This window comes from Pseudomonas purpurea, from assembly GCF_039908635.1.
GTDB classification, from domain to species: Bacteria; Pseudomonadota; Gammaproteobacteria; order Pseudomonadales; family Pseudomonadaceae; genus Aquipseudomonas; species Aquipseudomonas purpurea.
In genome coordinates this window covers 476824-497648 of the sequence record NZ_CP150918.1, presented here as the reverse complement: position 1 = coordinate 497648, position 20825 = coordinate 476824, and the positions used below count along the sequence as shown (strand labels likewise).

17 protein-coding genes are annotated in these 20825 nt (G+C 61.2%); 1 reads left to right on the top strand and 16 read right to left on the bottom strand.

The annotated features are described in order from the left end of the window. Window positions 1-68 precede the first annotated feature (68 nt). Window positions 69-1346, top strand: a complete 1278-nt coding sequence (locus AABM54_RS02230; RefSeq protein WP_347903433.1) for an MFS transporter — start codon at window positions 69-71, stop codon at window positions 1344-1346. Here the strand turns inward: AABM54_RS02230 and gspM are convergent. The 16 genes from gspM to gltB all read right to left on the bottom strand — a co-directional run bounded on the left by gspM (window position 1334) and on the right by gltB (window position 20619). After that, entirely contained in the window at window positions 1334-1807 is a 474-nt protein-coding gene (gspM, locus tag AABM54_RS02225) for a type II secretion system protein GspM (RefSeq protein WP_347903431.1), read from the bottom strand. The genes AABM54_RS02230 and gspM overlap by 13 nt on opposite strands. Continuing rightward, window positions 1804-2901 carry a type II secretion system protein GspL gene (gene gspL, locus AABM54_RS02220; RefSeq protein ID WP_347903429.1) on the bottom strand — a complete coding sequence of 366 codons (1098 nt, stop codon included), beginning with the start codon at window positions 2899-2901 and terminating at the stop codon, window positions 1804-1806. Before gspL ends, gspM begins: the two co-directional genes overlap by 4 nt. Next, on the bottom strand, window positions 2901-3761 hold the full coding sequence (locus AABM54_RS02215; protein WP_347903428.1) for a type II secretion system protein GspK: 861 nt from the start codon (window positions 3759-3761) through the stop codon (window positions 2901-2903). Before AABM54_RS02215 ends, gspL begins: the two co-directional genes overlap by 1 nt. Then, entirely contained in the window at window positions 3758-4309 is a 552-nt protein-coding gene (locus tag AABM54_RS02210; RefSeq protein WP_347903427.1) for a type II secretion system protein GspJ, read from the bottom strand. The genes AABM54_RS02215 and AABM54_RS02210 overlap by 4 nt, the downstream gene beginning before the upstream one ends. Next, window positions 4299-4700 carry a type II secretion system minor pseudopilin GspI gene (gene gspI / locus AABM54_RS02205; RefSeq protein ID WP_347903426.1) on the bottom strand — a complete coding sequence of 134 codons (402 nt, stop codon included), beginning with the start codon at window positions 4698-4700 and terminating at the stop codon, window positions 4299-4301. Before gspI ends, AABM54_RS02210 begins: the two co-directional genes overlap by 11 nt. Next, window positions 4693-5160, bottom strand: a complete 468-nt coding sequence (gene gspH, locus AABM54_RS02200) for a type II secretion system minor pseudopilin GspH (RefSeq protein WP_347903425.1) — start codon at window positions 5158-5160, stop codon at window positions 4693-4695. The genes gspI and gspH overlap by 8 nt, the downstream gene beginning before the upstream one ends. A 3-nt stretch (window positions 5161-5163) precedes the next feature. Then, window positions 5164-5619, bottom strand: a complete 456-nt coding sequence (gene gspG, locus AABM54_RS02195) for a type II secretion system major pseudopilin GspG (RefSeq protein ID WP_347903424.1) — start codon at window positions 5617-5619, stop codon at window positions 5164-5166. 3 nt (window positions 5620-5622) lie between these two features. Further along, on the bottom strand, window positions 5623-6834 hold the full coding sequence (gspF, locus tag AABM54_RS02190) for a type II secretion system inner membrane protein GspF (protein ID WP_347903422.1): 1212 nt from the start codon (window positions 6832-6834) through the stop codon (window positions 5623-5625). 3 nt (window positions 6835-6837) lie between these two features. Continuing rightward, window positions 6838-8313, bottom strand: a complete 1476-nt coding sequence (gene gspE, locus AABM54_RS02185; protein WP_347903421.1) for a type II secretion system ATPase GspE — start codon at window positions 8311-8313, stop codon at window positions 6838-6840. Continuing rightward, window positions 8310-10151, bottom strand: a complete 1842-nt coding sequence (gene gspD / locus AABM54_RS02180; RefSeq protein ID WP_347906119.1) for a type II secretion system secretin GspD — start codon at window positions 10149-10151, stop codon at window positions 8310-8312. Before gspD ends, gspE begins: the two co-directional genes overlap by 4 nt. Before the next feature lie 57 nt (window positions 10152-10208). Next, entirely contained in the window at window positions 10209-10757 is a 549-nt protein-coding gene (locus tag AABM54_RS02175) for a type II secretion system protein N (RefSeq protein WP_347903419.1), read from the bottom strand. 18 nt (window positions 10758-10775) lie between these two features. Next, a complete protein-coding gene (locus AABM54_RS02170) occupies window positions 10776-11294 on the bottom strand; it encodes a cytochrome b/b6 domain-containing protein (RefSeq protein ID WP_347903418.1) in 519 nt (172 codons plus the stop codon). Between the two features lie 98 nt (window positions 11295-11392). Continuing rightward, entirely contained in the window at window positions 11393-12862 is a 1470-nt protein-coding gene (gbpA, locus tag AABM54_RS02165) for an N-acetylglucosamine-binding protein GbpA (RefSeq protein WP_347903417.1), read from the bottom strand. A 540-nt stretch (window positions 12863-13402) separates the two neighbouring features. Further along, the gene (gene hemE / locus AABM54_RS02160) at window positions 13403-14470 is read right to left on the bottom strand and encodes a uroporphyrinogen decarboxylase (RefSeq protein WP_347903416.1); all 1068 of its coding nucleotides are present in this window, start codon (window positions 14468-14470) and stop codon (window positions 13403-13405) included. A 252-nt stretch (window positions 14471-14722) separates the two neighbouring features. After that, entirely contained in the window at window positions 14723-16141 is a 1419-nt protein-coding gene (locus tag AABM54_RS02155) for an FAD-dependent oxidoreductase (RefSeq protein WP_347903415.1), read from the bottom strand. Between the two features lie 32 nt (window positions 16142-16173). After that, a complete protein-coding gene (gene gltB / locus AABM54_RS02150; RefSeq protein ID WP_347903414.1) occupies window positions 16174-20619 on the bottom strand; it encodes a glutamate synthase large subunit in 4446 nt (1481 codons plus the stop codon). Window positions 20620-20825 lie beyond the last annotated feature (206 nt).

Here is a 20825-nt window from a genome sequence, read left to right as displayed (position 1 = left end):
GATAGAAACATTAGCCAGCTATATGATTTTTTCATTGCCTGCCTGGCCGTGCTCTCCCGAGGTCCGAAGTGAAAACCGCCGTCGCCCCACTCGCCCATGAAATACCGCCCGCTGCGCTGGACGAGGTGGTCGCTCAACTGAACGACATCTACATCGAAAAAGGCACGCCGATGTTCATGCGCACCGTACTGGCACTGTTCAGCGGCGGCTTCGCGACGTTCGCCCTGCTCTACTGCGTGCAGCCGATGATGCCGCTGCTGTCCCGCGAGTTTTCGATCAACGCGGCGCAGAGCAGCCTGATTCTCTCGGTGGCCACCGGGATGCTCGCCATTGGCTTGTTGATCACCGGGCCGATCTCCGACCGCATCGGTCGCAAACCGGTGATGGTTGCCGCGCTGTTCGCCGCGGCCATGTGCACCCTGGCCAGCGCAATGATGCCAACCTGGCAAGGCGTGCTGGTGATGCGTGCGCTGGTGGGGTTGTCGCTGAGCGGGCTGGCGGCGGTGGCCATGACGTATTTGAGTGAAGAGATTCACCCGCAGCACATCGGCCTGGCGATGGGTCTGTACATCGGCGGCAACGCCATTGGCGGGATGTGCGGGCGCTTGATTACCGGCGTGCTGATCGACTTCGTGAGCTGGCACACGGCGATGCTGGTGATCGGTGGCCTGGCGCTGATCGCCGCTGCGGTGTTCTGGAGAATCCTCCCCGAATCACGCAACTTCCGCGCCCGCTCGCTGCACCCGCGCAGCCTGCTCGACGGCTTCACCCTGCACTTTCGCGATGCGGGCCTGCCGTTGCTGTTTCTGGAAGCGTTCCTGGTCATGGGCGCCTTCGTCACCCTGTTCAACTACATCGGCTATCGCTTGCTCGCCGCGCCGTACCACATGGATCAAGCGCTCGTCGGCATGCTTTCGGTGGTGTACCTGTCAGGCATCTACAGCTCGGCGAAAATCGGCTCGCTGGCCGACAAACTGGGGCGCCGCAAAATGCTCTGGGCCACCATTGTGTTGATGCTCGCCGGCATCGGCATGACCTTGTTCACGCCGTTGCCGGTGGTGATTATCGGCATGCTGGTGTTCACCTTCGGCTTCTTCGGCGCGCACTCGGTGGCCAGCAGTTGGATCGGCCGCCGCGCCACCAAGGCCAAGGGCCAGGCTTCTTCGTTGTACCTGTTCAGCTATTACGCCGGCTCCAGCATCGCCGGCACGGCGGGCGGGGTGTTCTGGCACTACGGCGGCTGGAACGGCATCGGCGCATTCATCATCGGCTTGCTGCTGATTGCGTTGCTGGTGGCGTTGAAGCTCGCCCGGTTGCCGTTATTGCCGGGTAATCAGCCGGTGTGACCCTGGACCACCAGTTGTGCCTCCAACCGCTCCCCCCGTTTGTTCAGGGTCAGCGATTGCAGCACGGCGCCGTCCAGTTCGGTCTGGTGCAACCAGACCAGCAGTGCCCGCGCATCGCCACTCAGGGTCAGGCGCAAGACCTCGCCTTGCACCTCCAGTTGTTGCAGGTCGAGGCCGTCGGCCAATGCGCGCTCACTGAGCCGGGTCGACAGCGGTTGTGCATCGACGGCCCCGGCACTCGGTGCCTGGGCGCGGCTGACCTCGGCGGCCAGAACCTGACGCTGCTGATACACACGCTCAGCCACTGCAAGACGCTGTTGGGCCGGTTGCCATAACCCGACAAAAGCCAGCACCGCAACCAGTAAGCCTCCCAGAACACTCAGCGCCTGTCGGTCGCGCAGCGTCAGTCGATTCCAGGTCTGTGTCACGATGGCTGGCGGCTTCGGTGAGCGCAGTGTCATGGTTGGTTCTCCAGTGTCAGCAGTGCCTGAACACGGTCCTGCACTTTGCTCGCGCTGCCCAGCCGGATCGGCAAGCCGCTGCTCTGACCGCGTTCGCGCAGTTGTTCCAGTTCCGCAAAACTGCCAGCGGTGAGTTGCAGCTTCCACCCGTCGCCAACACGATACTCGATGCGCTGCACTTCGACGCTGCTCGCGCCGATCACCTGTTCGGTCAGTTTCAGCAACCGTGCGACCTGCGTGTCCTGTGCACTGACGCGAGTCTGTTTTTGCAACGCCTTGAGTTGTGCCGACAGATCGACGATGCGGGTCTGCTGTGGATACAAAGCCCTGAACTGCTGTTCGCTCTGTGCATACAAACGTTGCGCCTGACCCTCGAAAAAATCGCTGCGTGCGTGCATGAATCCCCACCCCAGGGTGAACAGCAACGTGGCCGAGACCAGCGCCGTCGACCACGGGAAACGTCGGCGGCCCCGACGAAACTCACCCTGCAGCACGTTGATCGGCGGCCTCGCAGCGGCGTGACCATGGAGCGTTGCATACCCGTCTTCCCGCCAGCAGAGGGTCTCAGGCAGGCCAGGCTTGAGGGCGGCCAATCCATCCGCCGACACGGCAAGGCGCGCCTCCAGTGTGCCGCCCAGCAGCCAGCGCCCCAACCACCACACGCCATAGGCCTGATCGCCCGGCAAGCGGTCAGCATCCACCTGCACGGTGCCAGGCGTGATCCCCAACCCGGTGGCCAACGCCAGCAGCGCTGCAAAACGCTGCCGGTTGATCACCCACAGCGGATAGCGCCCCTGCGGGTCTCGCGGGCCGACAGTCAGGTGCAATGCGTCCAGGTCTTCGCTCAATTGGTCTTCGATGGCAAAGGCTATGGCCTGCACGGTGGGCCGACGTCGCGAGGGCCATTTTTCGGTCTGGAGCCAGCCGCACATCTCCATCGGCAACACCAGGTGAACGGCCTGCCCTTGCAACCGTCGGCCTGCATCGGCGAGCGTGAGGACGGTCCGTTCGCCCGCTGCTGACACCAGGCAACAGGACCACTGCGCCGAGGGTTCGGCGAGCCCCTCGGCGCTGAGGTAAAGCCAATGGTTCATCACAAGGCCTCGCTTGTCGGTGAGCTCAGGAACCGTCGTTGCAAGACGCTCACCTGCCGGGTTTTGGCGTCGAGCGCCACGTCGCTGACCAGTTGCACACGGCTTTGCCCGAAGGCCACGTCCACCGTGATCCGAAACCAGCGGCTGCTCAGCCCCAGGCCATGACTGCCCAGTTCAAGCCCGGCGAGTAAAGGGTCCTCGACGAACGCCTGAACCGAGCGATAACCGGTGTGCGGGCGCTGTTGCACCAGCGCCCGGGCCATCGCGTCGGTCATGCCGTCGAGTGTCATCAGTTGCGGCAACGATGCGGTGTTGATGTTCAGGCTCGCGTCCTTGGGCAACAGCGCCACCATCGGCCGCAACCGTCGCAACACCTCGGCGTCGACACCCGGCACTGCGCGCAATTGGCTAAGATCGGTCAACCCGCCCGGATGGGAAGCAGAGAGGTTCTCAAGGTCGGCACTGTGGATTGGCAACAGGGCCAGCAATCGCACCCAACGCTGTTGTGTCAGTGCGTCGACTTGGCCGCCGGTCAACAGCGCAGAAAGGTTGAAGCGCGCAGCCAGGTCTTCCACACGAATGTCCAGCGTCCCGCCGTCGACCTCGAATGGCGGCGTTGCCCGCGCCCACGCTTGTGCCAGGTTGACGCTTCTGGACGCTTGCATCTCGGGGCTGCGCAACAGGTGCAAGGCCCAGCGCTCGCCGGCAAAACCCAACTGCCGCAGTTGCACTTGATGCAACTGTTGCGCGGTGCTTTTGACCACCAGCCGATGGTTGCGCAACATCGCGCCCGTGAGCAGCAACGCCAGGCTCATGACCAACAGCACGCTGATCAGCGCCACACCCTGTTGCCGACTCATGAGCCGCTCCCCGGTAACAGCAAGACCCGACGAATCGGTTCGAAGCGCTGTGTCGAAAACGTGATTTCCAGGGCCTTCGGCCCATACACCGGATGGCCACGGCTCACTGGCCATTCGCTGCGCCAGCCTTGCTTGTCGTCGTACAACCGCCACTGCAACTCGCGGACGTCGCTCAACAGTTTTTGCCGCTGCCGCCCAAGCAGCTCCGCGCTCAGGCTCTCACGCCAGAGCGTGCCCTTGTCCAGACGATAGGTGACGTTCAGCACCTCGCTGCGCGCCTCATCCAGCGGGTTGCGCCAGTTACCGCGCTGCAACTGCAAGACACCTTCGCTGAGCACCATCGGCTGTGTCGTCACCTGCAAGACATCGCGCTCGATCACCGCGATGGCTCGCTGCAAGGTGCGCATGTCGCGCTCATGGGATGAGCTAATACGCTCGGCCCTGATCACCCCATCGAACAGCCGCCAGCAGGCCAGGCCCAGCACCGCGAAAATCGCCATGGCGATCACCAGTTCAAGCAAGGTGAAACCGTGCTGTCTATTGCTCACGGGCATCAATCCAACCGGTGGTGTGATGCACAACCCGGTCACTGCCCGAACGGCTGACACTGAGTTCGACCTTGAGCAGGCGCGGGTCGGCTGCCGGGCTGATCGTCTGGCTCAGGCTCCAGTCACGCCGATCGAAATGTCGGTTCAGGTGTTCCACCCCCTGAGCCGGAGCGGCCCCCAACTGCAATTCGCTCAAGTGATTGTCGGCAATCCAGGCACCGCACATTTGCTCTTCCAGGCGTGCGTTCTGCTTGAGGGCGTATTGCCCCGCCGCCATCACGGCGGCCGCCAGCGCGGCAAACACCACCAGTGCAATCATGATTTCCAGCAAGGTAAAACCCCGATGCCGACGGCGTGACGGACGCGACTTCCCGGGCTTGCGCTTACTCATCGAGGGCCGCCTCACTCAGGCCATCGCTGGAGAGGCTGATCAGCACGTGTTGATCGGTTTGCAGGTGCAAGGTGAACGCGGTGTTTTCGTCGCTGCTGAGTATCAACAGGTGTGGCTGACCGGGGCGCTCCCCGAGCGCCGAAGCCTGACCGGTTTGCGCCAGACGCAGTTGAAGGCCCTGCGGCAATCGATAAGCGCTGCCGGCCGGCCGCCACGCCTGACCCTCGAGCCTCAGCACCTGATAACCCTCGGGCTCCAGCCGCAGACCGTACTCGCGACCTTCAAGCACGGCGTGCTCGCGCAGCGTCTGCAACAGCTGGATCAACCCGTTGGCCTCCTGGCGAGCCAGGCTGGCGGAATGGTTGCCGGTGGCCAGCCCCACCATGCCCAGCAGCACGCCGATCAGCACCATGACGACCATCAGCTCCAGCAAGGTAAAACCCCGGCATGCCTGGCGCACCCTTCAATCTCCCCAGTTGCCGATGTCGGCAGCATGACCTTCGCCGCCGGACACGCCGTCGGCGCCGAGGGAATACAGGTCATAACTGCCATCGGCCGAATTCACCCCGGGATTGAGGTACTGATACGGCGTTCCCCAAGGGTCCACCGGCAAGCCTTTGAGATACCCCTGAGGGCTCCAGTTGCGTGGCACCGGTGTGCCCGACGGGCGTTTGACCAAGGCTTCCAACCCTTGCTGGGTGGAGGGGTAGTTGAAGTTGTCGAGGCGGTACATTTCCAGGCTCGTGGAGATCGCCAGAATGTCGGTGCGCGCCGCCGTGACCTTGGCCTGGTCGGGGCGGCTCATGAACTGCGGCACGACGATCGCACCGAGCACGCCAATGATGACCACCACCACCATGATTTCGATCAGGGTAAAGCCACGTTGGCCGCGCAGGGTTGTGTTACGGGCAGGATTCATCGTTCAACTCACCAGTTGGTTCAGGCTAAGAATGGGTAGAAGAATGGCCATGACGATCAGCAGCACGACGCCGCCCATCAGCACCAGCATGACCGGTTCAAACAGGCTCACGACAAGCGCGATCCGCGCCGCGAGGGTCTTTTCCTGCTGCTCGGCGGCCCGCGCCAGCAGGCGGTCGAGCTCGCCCGCCCGTTCGCCGCTGGCAATCATGTGCAGCATCATGGGCGGGATATCCCCCCCCTGTTCCAGGCCTTGCGTCAGGGTGCCGCCCTCGCGCACCGACCGTGCAACGTCGTGCATGCGGTGGCGAATCGTCAGGTTGCCGATCACCGCCGCCGCGATTTCCAGCGCATCGACCAAAGGCACCGCACTCTTGCCAAGAATCGCCAGGGTGCTGGCAAACCGCGCCGCCTCCATGGCGCGCAGCACCCCGCCCAACAGCGGCAACCGCAACACCAGCGCATGCCAGCGCAGGCGCAATCGAGGCTGAACCAGAGCCCAACGCCCCAGCAGCACCAGGACCGACAACACCCCCAGCATAATCACGCCATGGCTACGCACGCCGTCACTGATCAGGATCATGCCGCGGGTCAGCGGCGGTAACGGCTGACCGCTGTCGACGAAAATCTTCACCACATCCGGCACCACATAGCCGAGCAGGAAACCGACGATAGCCAGCGACGCACACATCAGGATCATCGGATACACCAGCGCCAGTTGAATCCGTTGGCGCGATGCCTGGCGGGCCTCGGTATAGACCGCCAGTTGCTCAAGCACATGCCCCAGATGCCCAGAGCGCTCACCTGCCGCGATGGTGGCGCGAAACAACTCGGGAAACGCCCGAGGAAATCCGCCTAACGCCGTGGCCAAGGCATGACCTTCCATCACCCGCGCCCGCACTGCCGCCAGCAACGCGCTGACCCGGTTCTTTTCGCTCTGCGCCGCGACGGCCCGCAAGGACTCCTCCAAGGGCAGACCGGCCTGAATCAGCGTCGACAACTGCAAGGTCAACAGCGCCAGTTCGCCGGGCGCCAGCTTCGTCCCGAGGGCAAACACCGCCCCTTTGACACGCAGGTGTTTTGCCGCCCCCACGTGGCTCGGCAACAAGCCCTTCTCGCGCAGCAATTGCCGGGCGTGCCGTGGGCTGTCGGCTTCCTGCACGCCTTTGCACGGGCGACCTTTACGGTCCTGGGCGCGGTACTCGAATCCCGGCATGGGCTAGTCCTCCTGACTGACGCGCAGCAGTTCATCGAGACTGGTGAGGCCCTCGAGCACCAGCCGCTGGCCATCCTGGAACAAGCTGCGCGAATGCGCGCGCGCGGCCTCTGCCAAGGCTTGCTCACTGGCACCCTGATGAATCAACGTCGAAAAGGCCGGCGTGATGCTCACCAGCTCATAGATACCCATCCGCCCGCGATAGCCTTGCTGGCACTGCGCGCATCCTCGGGCCTTGAACAGCCTTGCCGCGCCCTCGACGCCCAGTCGCCGACACGCCACCGGGTCCGCCTCGCAGGCTTCCTTGCAATGCGGGCAAAGGGTGCGCAACAAGCGTTGCGCGAGCACGCCGACCAGCGACGACGCCAGCAAGTACGCGTCGACGCCCATGTCCAGCAACCGGGTGACCGCGCCGACCGCGCTGTTGGTGTGCAAGGTCGACAACACCAGATGCCCGGTCAACGACGCCTGCACGGCGATTTCGGCGGTTTCCCGATCACGGATCTCACCGACCATCACCACGTCCGGGTCCTGTCGCAGAATGGCCCGCAAGCCACGGGCAAACGTCATCTCGACCTTAGGGTTGACCGGCGTCTGGCCAATCCCCGGCAAGTGGTATTCGATCGGGTCTTCCACCGTGAGGATGTTGCGGGTCTGGTCATTCAGGCTGGCCAGCGCCGCGTACAGGCTGGTGGTCTTGCCGGAGCCGGTGGGGCCCGTCACCAGGAAAATCCCGTGGGGCCTGCCGAGAATCCGCTCAAAGCACGCCAGGGTGTCGGGCGGCATGCCCAGGCGCTGCAAGTCGAGGCGCCCGGCCTGTTTGTCGAGCAGGCGCAACACCACGCGCTCGCCATGGGCCGACGGCAGGGTCGAAACCCGCACATCCACTTCGTGCCCGGCCAGGCGCAACGCAATGCGGCCGTCCTGCGGCACGCGCTTTTCAGCTATATCGAGGCGGGCCATGACCTTGATCCGCGACACCAACAGGTTGGCCAACTCACGCCGGGGCCGGAGCACTTCGCGCAGTTGCCCATCCACCCGCATGCGCACCGACAGGTACTGCTCGAAGGTTTCCAGGTGAACATCCGAGGCTTTTTCGCGCACCGCTTCACTGAGCAACGCGTTGATCAGGCGGATGATCGGCGCGTCGCCTTCCTGTTCCAGCAGGTCGGCGGTCTGCGGGAGCTGGTCGGCCAGGCTCAACAGGTCGAGCTCTTCATCCAGCCCTTGAGCGACCTGTTCGGCGGCGCTCTGACCTTCGCGGTAAGCGCTCGCCAGGCGTGTTGCAAACAACGCAGGCTCAAGGACCTGAACCGGCAGCTCACGCCCCGTCACCCGTCGGACTTCCGCCAATGCCGTCAGCGGCGTATCGCTGCGGATCGACAAACTCAACGCCTCGCCCGAGCCTTCAAGCAACACGCCCAGGCGTCGGGCGAAACCAAACGGCAGTTGCTCGCAGCCCCACGCCTGATTCGTCATGGGGCGCGACGCTCGCGGTTGTCATCGAACAGTTCATGGGGGTCCACTGGCAGCCGCAACGAATTGCTCTGTCGCCCGGTGGGTTGACTCAGCTCACGCAGGGCCTTGTAGCGGTCCTCGCTGATATCGGCAACGTCCTGACGGGAGCGCACAATGGTCGGGCGCAGAAACACCATCAGGTTGCTTTTGGTCTGGGTGTCCTTGGTCCAGCGAAACAGCGCGCCGAGGTACGGAATGCTGCGTAACAACGGCACGCCGCTTTCCTGAGTCCGGACGCTGTCCTTGATCAGGCCGCCGATCACGATGATTTCGCCATCGTTGGCGAGGATCGTGCTTTTGAGGGCACGCTTGTTGGTAATCAGGTCGGAGGAATCCACGCCCGACACCGACGGTGCGATGTCGGAGATTTCCTGCTCGACCTCCAGGCGCAGAATCGAGCCTTCGTTGATGTGCGGGCGGATCTTCAGGCTGATCCCGACATCCTTGCGCTCCACGGTAGTGAACGGATTGTCCGCACCGCTGCTGTTGGTGGCGTAGGAGCCGGTCTTGAAGGGCACGTTCTGGCCAACGATGATTTCCGCTTCCTGGTTGTCCAGGGTCAGCAGGCTGGGAGTCGACAACAGGTTGCTGCGACTGTTGCTCGCCAGTGCTGAAATCAGGGCACCAAAATTGCCGCCACCCAGGCGCAACAACGAACCCTCCGGGGCCGGATTCTTGTCATCGAAATTCAATCCGCCAAGGACCGGCACGCCGGTACCGGGGAAGTTGATGAGCCCTTTCGCGTTGCCACTGTCCAGCCCCCACTGCACACCCAGTGCTTCGACGATGTCGCCGGAGATCTCCACGATGGCGGCGTGAATCAATACCTGGGCGCGCGGTTGATCGAGCTCGCGGACGATGTTTTCCAGGGTCCGCAGTTGCGCCGGATCGGCAAACACCACCAACGCATTCTGCCGCTCGTCAGCCTTGACCATCACCGGTGTCGCCGGCATCGCGTCTTTTGAGCCGCTGCCGCCCGACTGCACGTTGAAGCCCTGCCCCAGCGCATCCAGCACCTCGGCCAATTGCTTGGCATCACTGTGGTGCAAACGGATGACCCGCGCGTTATCGAGTTTGCTCGTCGCCGGAACATCCAGGGAACCGGCCAGTTGAACCAGACGTTGGCGCGCTGCCGCGGGGCCGACCACCACCAGGCGGTTAGCCCGCGGGTCGGCAATCACCAGGCTTCCGGCTTCGGCACCCGACTTGCCCAAAGAGGCCTCCAGCACCTTGGCGATGTCCGCCGCCAGGCCATGGCGCAACGTAACGAGGGTGTGGGCATTTTTCGTCCCGGAATCGAGTTGACGCACCACCTGCCCGATCCGCCGAACGTTGCTCGCGGTATCGGTGACTACCAGCGCATTGGCCGAGACGGACGGGCCGACATAACCGTTGGTCGACACCAGCGGCCGCACCAACCCCGCCAGATCGGAGGCGCTGCTGGCGCCGAGCGCGATGACTTCGGTCACGAACTGCCCATCCCGGGACGTGCGCGGATCGCCCTGGCTGGCACGGGTCTTGGCTTCCGCCACGGGGGTGATGAGGATCCGGTCACCTTGATCGATCACCGTGAAGTTGTGGGCATCGAGCACCGAATAGAACAGCCGTCGCACACCCTCGCGATCCAGCGCCTGCCTGGACATCACGGTGATGCGCCCTTGAACCCTGGGATCGAGGATCACGGTCGTGCCCAGGATCGATGACATCTCATCAATGATGTCCCGCAGCTCGGCGTTGTTCATCGCCAGTTGCCAGCGCTGCTGCTCGGCAGTCGCCCACCCCGGGATCAACAGGACCATGAAGAACAGTGAACGCAGCAATGCGCCAGAGGTGCCGAAGCGATGTGAGCGGTTCATTCAAAGACTCGGTGGCAGATCAGCGGTTGGCCGAAGGTGAAGAAGAACAGGCGCGGGAGCAGGCCCACGGTCTGTTGGCGGGATCGTCAGCACGCTGCGTTCGGCCTGGGGTTGAAGCGCCAGCAACTCCTCGCGGCCTTTGCGCCACAGCACTATCCGGGACACTTCCACCCGCCGTAGCACGCTGCCGCCCGGCAGGCTGTCGCCGACCTGATACAGGCGCTCACCGTCAGCCCCCGCGAGCAGCGCCCGCGAAAGCCCGGTGTTTGAGACAAAACTGGCACGTAGCGTCAGCGGCTCGGCACTGCTCACCGCTGCCGTTTGCGCAACCAGCCCCATCACCGTCGCGATGGCGTCGGGATTGAATTCAGGTAACGGTTGAGCCACGGGGGCGGGTAGCGTCGGTCGTTCGTCTCGCATCACCCGTCCCTCGCGCAGCTGCCCTTCGTTGGCGAACAGATAAGCGCCATAGCCCAGCGGTAACACCCAGAGGACGACCCCGAGCAGCGTTGGCCAGCGCGCGATGACCGTCGTTAATGAAGAAGTCATTGATCAATCGCCTGCCCGTTAGCGGTGAAACCCCATGCTTGCAAGCACACGACGTCCCGACACCTCATGTTTGATGACCGCACTCACATGCAAGGCAATCAACGCTGCCAGTACGAGACACGTCCACACATGAATCGTCAGAAACAGTTGAATCCAGTAAGGGTCATGCAGGGGCTGTGGAATAAAAAAAACATCAAAGACATTGATCGCTCGGTCCATCATCAAAATGCCCGTCACCAATACCCCACTGACAACCAGATAGATAAGCCCGTGGGCGAATGACGCCAGACGTTCGGTCTTTGAGCGATCTGTCTTTTCAGCACTACGACCTCGACGTAGCGCGATATAAAGCCTCACCACAAAGAAGGGGATAAATACTGTCGTCAGCGACACATTGATAAATGCCACCCACTCCTTGACCGGTAACGCCACATCAAACAACGACACATAAAACCCACTGGCGAGTGCCCAGACAATAATAATGGCCGAAAGCCAATGCAGAAAAACTTGTACTCCTGTATACGAGGAAGTCTTCATTTAGTTATAACTACTCATTACCAACGCCAGCCAACAAGAACACTGATCACTCCGGGCAATCAAACAACCCTGATTGCCCGGAGGTTTTTCAGATCAACTTATTTCTGGTCCCAAGCCATTGCCCAGTCACTGCCGACACCCGGTTCGAAACCTGTTGCCGTCTGGCTGTATTGCTTGCAATAACCCGAGAAAGGGAATGGCTTGCACTCATAAACCAGGCCGTCCTTGGGTTGCAGCACCTTGGTGCCTGCGGTGTATTCGCCGAGATTGTTCGGGAACTCGAAATCGTACTCTTGCGCACCGCCTTCACCGGTCAGTTCGGTTTGCTCGAAGGCCTGACGAGTAGTCCGACCGTCTTCAGTGGTACCGACCAGTTTCACGCCGTGTGTGCCCGGAGCAGAACGAACATCGACATTCAGCACGGTGTTGCTTTGCGCCGCGACCGCTTGCCGGTTGGACCCGACGGGTTTGTTGTTCGCATCGAAGATCGTCGCTTCAACCGTCATTGCACGATTGCTGAACACGGGAACTGCAACCTTGCCGACGCCTTTCACCAACTCATGCTCTGGCGCCAGGCCACCGAACTCCATGCGGGCGTCAGTGTCCTCTTGCATCTGCAGCGCCACTTCATAACGCGTGACACCACTTTCCTTCTGGGCGTAGAGCTTGTTCACGCCTTTGACCGGTTCGATGTTGTCGTGCTCGTCGCGAATACCAGCGCGGACCAACGTCTGGGTCTTGTTGATCTGCTCCGCCAAGGCGAACGACCAGCTCTCAGGCTTGCCTTCTTCTGCGTTTTTGATCGAGATTTCGACGCTATATTGCGCACTTTCACCGCTGGCGGTGAAGGCACGCGCCTTGACCTTGTCGCCGGGCAGCAACGTTGCCGCCGGGGTGATCGCACCCACGGAGTTCCAGCCGCCAGGCAATGCCGCCTCGGCCAGAATGTTGACGTCGACGACATTGTGGAAGGCCGCATCAGTGTCACCGACGGTCCACAGACCCAGAATCACATGATGACCGGTCTTGTCTTCAGGAATCACGCACGCGTGTTTGTCCCCCGAGACCGGCAAGACGTTACCGCCGTCCACAAAGCAAAATGGCGTGGTATCGAACGAGGCGCGCTTGAGCGGCTCATTCGGATTCCAGCCATTCTTGGTAATGAAGTATTCATGCTTGGTCGCGGGGTGAGCGGCGGTGTACTTCCAATCGAAATCGAGGGAGCGGTCCTTGATTTCAGTCAGATGCCAGCGAGTGGCGGACTGAGCATCAACCGCGGAAAACATAGCAATGCCGCCACTGGCAATCTTGCCGTCTACGGGACCTTGTAGCGGCGCGCCACCCACACCGTTCGGGAAGCCCTTGAAGGTTTCACCCACGCTTTGCGGTTCGTACTGCGCACCACCACAGTCTTTGTTCAAACCTTTCTGGCACTGGAAGGCTCGGGATGGCGGCTCATTCAAGTAACCGTGCGCCACGGCATTCTGTGAAGCCAGCAGGGTTGCCAGCAGCGTTAACGAGAACGTACATCCTGTAAATGCACCTCCTGTGGAAATAGTGTTTTTCATATTATTAGTTCCAGACTGATTATTAAGAATTATTCGCAAGCCGACTTCTATCTGGCAGAGACTTGCACCCCCTTACTACACGCTCAACACATCCAACACTTACCTGATATTTAAGAAAGCATCTTTTAATCACAACATTACTGAACGCCAGCAACCAGCACTTACACAACAACAATGCCGTGATTATTATTTATGACATGCTCGCCACACACAGGGTGTTGGCAGAATTGAGGAGGGCACTTTACCGCCAGAGATTTTAATTCTATGTAGGATAAATCTTGTACTCAGGCAGGGAATGTCAGCAATCCAACTAATCAGACAAGAAAGGTAATATCGCCTTACATAGTGTTGAGATATTTCTTAAAGATTCAGCGCGTAAAGGCTGCACAAAAGTAAACAACTCGCACGTTCGCCGCCAAAGAAAAACATCACGATGACAGGCAAGCGAACGCCAATGGCCAGGACGGCCTGAGGAAATGAGCGTGGGTTATCGAAGGTGTGAAACCTGCCTGGCACCGAGGCCAGGCAGGCTGCTACGAATTACTGATGGTATTGCGCAGAAAGCTCGTGCACGGCGCGCAGGAAGGCACCGGCGTGTTCCGGGTCGACTTCCGGGGTGATGCCGTGGCCGAGGTTGAATACGTGACCGCTGCCTTTGCCGTAGCTGGCGAGAATGCGCCCGACTTCGGTGCGGATGGCTTCTGGTTTGGCGTAGAGCACGGTCGGGTCCATGTTGCCTTGCAGGGCGACTTTGCTGCCGACGCGGTCACGGGCACTGCCGATGTCGCAGGTCCAGTCCAGGCCCAAGGCATCCGCGCCAGCGTCGGCGATGCTTTCCAGCCAGAGGCCGCCGTTTTTGGTGAAGAGGATGACCGGCACTTTGCGGCCTTCGTGTTCGCGGATCAGGCCGCTGACGATTTTGCGCATGTAGGCCAGGGAGAATTCCTGGTACGCCGCCGCCGAGAGGCTGCCGCCCCAGCTGTCGAAGATCTGCACCGCTTGCGCGCCGGCCATGATCTGGCCGTTGAGGTAGCTGGTGACCGTCTGCGCGAGCTTGTCCAGCAGCAGGTGCAAGGCTTGCGGGTTATCGTAGAGCATGGTTTTGGTCTTGCGGTAGTCTTTCGACGAGCCGCCTTCGACCATGTAGGTGGCCAGTGTCCATGGGCTGCCAGCAAAGCCGATCAGCGGCACGCGGCCGTTCAGCTCGCGGCGAATGGTGCTGACCGCGTCCATCACATAGCCGAGGTCCTTTTGTGGATCAGGAATCGGCAGGGCTTCGATATCGGCCATCGTGCTGACGACTTTCTTGAAGCGCGGGCCTTCACCGGTTTCGAAGTACAGGCCTTGGCCCATGGCATCGGGAATGGTCAGGATGTCGGAGAATAGGATCGCCGCATCCAGTTGTGGATAACGGTCGAGCGGCTGCATCGTGACTTCGCAAGCGAACTCCGGGTTCATGCACAGGCTCATGAAATCACCGGCCTTGGCACGGCTGGCGCGGTATTCAGGCAAGTAGCGACCGGCCTGACGCATCATCCACACAGGCGTGACGTCTACGGGTTGCTTGAGCAGGGCGCGAAGGAAACGGTCGTTCTTCAGGGCAGTCATGTCGGCATCCGGAAAAAAAGTGCGGGCATTTTCTCAGAGCGCGACGTAAAAGGCACGGTTGCAGGTCAGCCTTTTGTCTATCGGGTCAATTTGTCGCGGTGGAATGCGCCTTCTACAACACCGCGAAACAACTGTGGGAGCGAGCTTGCTCGCGATGGCGGCGTCACATTCAACATTTCTGTCGACTGATCCACCGCTATCGCGAGCAAGCTCGCTCCCACATTTGGACCGCATTCCATTTCTGGAAAGTGGTTACACGCCCAGGTAATCCAGGATCCCTTCCGCCGCATTACGGCCTTCGAAGATCGCCGTCACCACCAGGTCGGAACCGCGCACCATGTCGCCACCGGCGAAGATTTTCGGGTTGCTGGTCTGGTGCTTGAACTGACCAAGTTCTGGGGCCACAACGCGGCCCTGGCTGTCGGTCTGGATGCTGAATTGCTCGAACCAGGTTGCCGGGCTCGGGCGGAAACCGAACGCGATGACCACGGCATCGGCCGGGATGATCTCTTCGGAGCCCGGGATCGGCTCGGGACTGCGACGGCCACGGGCGTCCGGTTCGCCGAGACGGGTCTCGACCACCTTCACGCCTTCGACGCGGTCTTCACCAACAATGGCAATCGGCTGGCGGTTGTAGAGGAATTTCACGCCTTCTTCCTTGGCGTTTTTCACCTCTTTGCGCGAGCCCGGCATGTTCGCTTCGTCACGACGATACGCACAGGTCACCGACTTGGCGCCCTGGCGGATCGACGTCCGGTTGCAGTCCATCGCCGTGTCGCCGCCGCCCAGCACCACCACCTTCTTGCCTTTCATGTCGACGAAATCTTCCGGCGACTTTTCAAAGCCCAGGTTGCGGTTGACGTTGGCGATCAGGAAGTCCAAGGCGTCGTGCACGCCCGGCAGGTCCTCACCGGCAAAGCCGCCCTTCATGTAGGTGTAGGTGCCCATGCCCATGAACACCGCATCGTATTCTTCGAGCAATTGCTCGATGGTCACGTCCTTGCCTACCTCGGTGTTCAGGCGGAACTCGATGCCCATGCCGGTGAAGACTTCGCGACGATTGCTCAACACGGTCTTTTCCAGCTTGAACTCGGGGATGCCGAAGGTCAGCAGACCGCCGATTTCCGGGTTCTTGTCGAACACCACCGGCGTCACGCCGCCGCGTACCAGTACGTCGGCACACCCCAGGCCCGCAGGCCCGGCGCCGATCACCGCGACACGCTTGCCGGTCGGTTTGACCTTGGACATGTCTGGACGCCAGCCCATGGCGAACGCGGTGTCGGTGATGTATTTTTCGACCGAACCGATGGTCACCGCGCCGAAGCCGTCGTTCAGGGTGCAAGCACCCTCGCACAGACGGTCCTGCGGGCACACGCGGCCGCAGACTTCCGGCAGGGTGTTGGTCTGGTGCGACAGCTCGGCGGCGGCGAGGATGTTGCCCTCGGCCACCAGTTTCAGCCAGTTGGGAATGAAGTTGTGCACCGGGCACTTCCATTCGCAATACGGGTTACCGCAACCCAGGCAGCGGTGGGCCTGGTCGGCCGAGTGCTGGGGTTTGAACGGTTCGTAGATTTCCACGAACTCTTTCTTACGTTGACGCAACAGTTTCTTCTTCGGATCCTTGCGCCCGACATCGATGAACTGGAAGTCGTTATTCAGACGTTCAGCCATGTTAAAACCTCATCAAACTCTTCAGGCGCATATCACTGCGGGTTGGCACGGGTGCTGGAAAGCAACGATTTCAGGTTGGCAGCCTTGGGCTTGACCAGCCAGAAACGACGCAAGTAATCATCGAGGTTTTCAGCGAGGTTACGACCCCATTCGCTGTCGGTTTCCTCGACGTATTCGTTCAGCACGCGTTGCAGGTGGCTGCGATAGGCTTCCATCGCCTCACCGCTGATCCGCTGGATTTCCACCAGTTCGTGGTTGACCCGGTCAACGAAGGTGTTGTCCTGGTCGAGCACGTAGGCGAAACCGCCGGTCATGCCTGAACCGAAGTTGTAACCGGTCTTGCCCAGTACGCAGACGAAACCACCGGTCATGTACTCGCAGCAGTGATCGCCGGTGCCTTCCACCACGGTGTGAGCACCGGAGTTACGCACCGCAAAACGCTCGCCCGCGGTACCCGCGGCGAACAGCTTGCCGCCCGTGGCGCCGTAGAGGCAGGTGTTGCCGATAATCGCGCTGTCTTGAGTCTTGTAGAGGCTGCCTTTTGGCGGAACGATGACCAGTTTGCCGCCAGTCATGCCTTTGCCCACGTAGTCGTTGGCGTCGCCTTCGAGGTACATGTTCAGGCCGCCGGCGTTCCACACACCAAAGCTCTGACCGGCAGTGCCCTTGAAGCGGAAGGTGATCGGCGCCTTGGCCATGCCCTGATTGCCGTGCTTGCGCGCGATTTCACCGGAGATCCGTGCGCCGATGGAGCGGTCGCAGTTGCAGATATCCAGGGCGAAATCAGCACCGCACAGGTCGTTGATCGCCGAAGTGGCCATGTCGACCATTTTCTCGGCCAGCAGGCCTTTGTCGAACGGCGGGTTGCGGTCTACCTGGCAGAACTGTGGCTTGTCCGCCGGGATATGATCGCTGCCCAGCAACGGGGTCAGGTCCAGGTGGTTCTGCTTGGCGGTCTGCCCTTCGAGAATTTCCAGCAGGTCGGTACGACCGATCAGCTCTTCGAGGGAACGCACGCCCAGTTTCGCCAGCCATTCACGGGTTTCTTCGGCGACGTAGGTGAAGAAGTTCACCACCATGTCGACCGTACCGATGTAGTGATCCTTGCGCAGTTTTTCGTTCTGCGTCGCCACGCCAGTGGCGCAGTTGTTCAGGTGACAGATACGCAGGTATTTGCAGCCCAGGGCGATCATCGGCGCGGTGCCGAAGCCGAAGCTTTCAGCGCCAAGAATCGCCGCCTTGATCACGTCGAGGCCGGTTTTCAGGCCGCCGTCGGTCTGCACCCGCACCTTGCCGCGCAGGTCGTTACCGCGCAGGGTCTGGTGGGTTTCGGCCAGGCCGAGTTCCCACGGTGCGCCCGCGTACTTGATGGAGGTCAGCGGCGACGCGCCGGTGCCGCCGTCGTAGCCGGAGATGGTGATCAGGTCGGCGTAAGCCTTGGCCACGCCAGCGGCGATGGTGCCAACGCCCGCTTCTGCCACCAGTTTCACCGAGACCAACGCTTTCGGGTTGACTTGCTTCAGGTCGAAAATCAGCTGCGACAAGTCTTCAATCGAGTAGATGTCGTGGTGCGGCGGTGGCGAAATCAGGGTCACGCCCGGCACTGCATAACGCAGTTTGGCAATCAGACCGTTGACCTTGCCCCCTGGTAACTGACCGCCTTCGCCGGGCTTGGCGCCCTGCGCGACCTTGATCTGCAGCACTTCAGCGTTGACCAGGTATTCCGGGGTCACCCCGAAACGGCCCGTCGCGACTTGCTTGATTTTCGAGCTCTTGATGGTGCCGTAACGCGCCGGGTCTTCGCCGCCTTCGCCGGAGTTGGAACGCGCACCGAGGCGGTTCATGGCTTCGGCCAGGGCTTCGTGAGCTTCCGGCGACAACGCGCCGAGGGAGATGCCGGCGGAGTCGAAGCGCTTGAGCACCGATTCCAGCGGTTCGATCTCGCTGATGTCCAGCGCCTGCTCAAGGGTTTTGACCTTGAACAGATCGCGGATCATCGACACCGGACGGTTGTCCACCAGCGCCGTGTACTCCTTGAACTTGCTGTAGTCGCCCTGCTGCACTGCGGCTTGCAGGGTGCTGACCACGTCCGGGTTGTACGCGTGATATTCGCCACCGTGGACGAACTTCAGCAAACCACCCTGCTGGATCGGCTTGCGCGGGCTCCAGGCTTCGGCGGCCAACGCTTTCTGTTCGGCTTCGATGTCGACAAAACGCGCACCCTTGATGCGGCTCGGCACGCCACGGAAGCTCAGTTCGCAGACTTCTTCGGACAGGCCGATGGCTTCGAACAACTGCGCACCGCGGTACGAAGTAACGGTCGAGATACCCATCTTCGAGAGGATCTTGAGCAGGCCCTTGGTGATGCCTTTGCGGTAGTTCTTGAACACCTCGTAGAGGTCGCCCAGCACTTCACCGGTACGAATCAGGTCACCCAGCACTTCGTAGGCCAGGAACGGATAAACGGCAGAAGCGCCGAAGCCGATCAGCACGGCGAAGTGGTGCGGATCACGCGCAGTGGCGGTCTCGACCAGGATGTTGGAGTCGCAACGCAGGCCCTTTTCGGTCAGGCGGTGGTGCACCGCACCGGTGGCCAGGGAAGCGTGGACCGGCAGCTTGCCCGGTGCGATGTGACGGTCGCTCAGTACGATCTGGGTACGACCGGAACGCACGGCTTCTTCAGCCTGATCGGCGATGTTGCGCACCGCGGCTTCCAGGCCCAGCGCCTCGTCGTAGTTGAGGTCGATGACCTGACGCTCGAAACCCGGGCGGTCGAGGTTCATCAGCGAGCGCCACTTGGCCGGGGAAATGACCGGTGAGCTGAGGATCACGCGCGAGGCGTGTTCCGGCGACTCCTGAAAGATATTGCGCTCGGCGCCGAGGCAGACTTCCAGCGACATGACGATGGCTTCGCGCAGCGGGTCGATCGGCGGGTTGGTGACCTGCGCGAACTGCTGGCGGAAATAGTCGTACGGCGTGCGTACACGCTGGGACAGCACGGCCATCGGCGTGTCATCGCCCATGGAGCCGACCGCTTCATAGCCCTGCTCGCCCAACGGGCGCAGCACCTGGTCACGCTCCTCAAACGTGACCTGATACATCTTCATGTATTGCTTGAGCTGATCGACATCGTAAAACGCCGAACCGTGGTCGTTGTCTTCCATGGTCGCCTGGATGCGCAGGGCATTCTTGCGCAGCCATTGCTTGTACGGATGACGGGACTTCAAACGGTTGTCGATGGCGTCGGTGTCGAGGATCTGACCGGTTTCGGTGTCCACGGCGAAGATCTGACCCGGCCCGACGCGGCCCTTGGCAATCACGTCTTCAGGCTGGTAGTTCCAGACACCGATTTCCGAGGCCAGGGTGATGAAGCCGTTCTTGGTGGTGACCCAACGCGCCGGGCGCAGGCCGTTACGGTCGAGCAGGCACACCGCGTAACGACCGTCGGTCATGACTACGCCAGCCGGGCCGTCCCACGGTTCCATGTGCATCGAGTTGTATTCGTAGAACGCCCGCAGGTCCGGGTCCATGGTCTCGACGTTCTGCCACGCAGGCGGAATGATCATCCGCACGCCACGGAACAGGTCGATGCCGCCGGTGACCATCAGCTCCAGCATGTTGTCCATGCTCGAAGAGTCGGAGCCCACGCGGTTGACCAATGGGCCGAGTTCTTCCAGGTCCATCAAGTCGTTGGTGAACTTGGTGCGACGGGCCTGGGCCCAGTTGCGGTTGCCGGTGATGGTGTTGATCTCGCCGTTGTGCGCCAGGAAGCGGAACGGTTGAGCCAGCGGCCATTTCGGCAGGGTGTTGGTGGAAAAGCGCTGGTGGAACACGCAGATCGCGGTTTGCAGGCGCTGGTCACTCAGGTCCGGATAGAAGGCGGTGAGGTCCGCCGGCATCATCAGGCCTTTGTAAATAATGGTTTTGTGGGAAAAGCTGCAGATGTAGTGGTCGGTGTCGGCGGCGTTGGCCACGGACGAGCGACGACGCGACGTGAACAGCTTGATGGCCATGTCCTGATCGCTCAGGCCATCGCCTGCGATGAACACTTGCTCGATCTGCGGCAGGCGTTCAAGGGCCAGTTGGCCGAGAACGCTGGTGTCGATGGGCACTTTGCGCCAGCCGACCAACTGCAAGCCAGCGGCCAGGATCTCGCGGTTCATGTTCTCGCGAGCCGCCTCGGCTTTTACCGGGTCCTGATTGAAGAACACCATGCCCACGGCATATTGCCTGGGCAATTCAATACCGAACGTTTCCTGGGCGATGGCGCGAAGGAACACGTCGGGCTTTTGCATCAGCAGACCGCAACCGTCACCGGTTTTGCCGTCTGCGTTGATCCCACCGCGGTGGGTCATGCAGGTCAGGGCCTCAATGGCCGTTTGCAACAGGGTATGACTGGGTTCGCCCTGCATATGGGCTATCAGGCCGAAACCACAGTTATCCTTGAACTCATCGGGTTGGTACAGACCTGCTTTCATAGACACTTTCTCACCAGGCTGCCTCTTTTTAGAGGCAAATTTCTTTTCAATTCAACCTCTTACCTTCCGCGCCGAACGTACGCCGGCTTAGCGGGGGCAAATGGGAGGTCATTGTACACAGCGACACAGAGGCTCACAAATTCGACGACGAAATGTCGCAAATCTATGTCGCATTTGTGAAAGGTTTAAAGCGATATGCTGTGCTA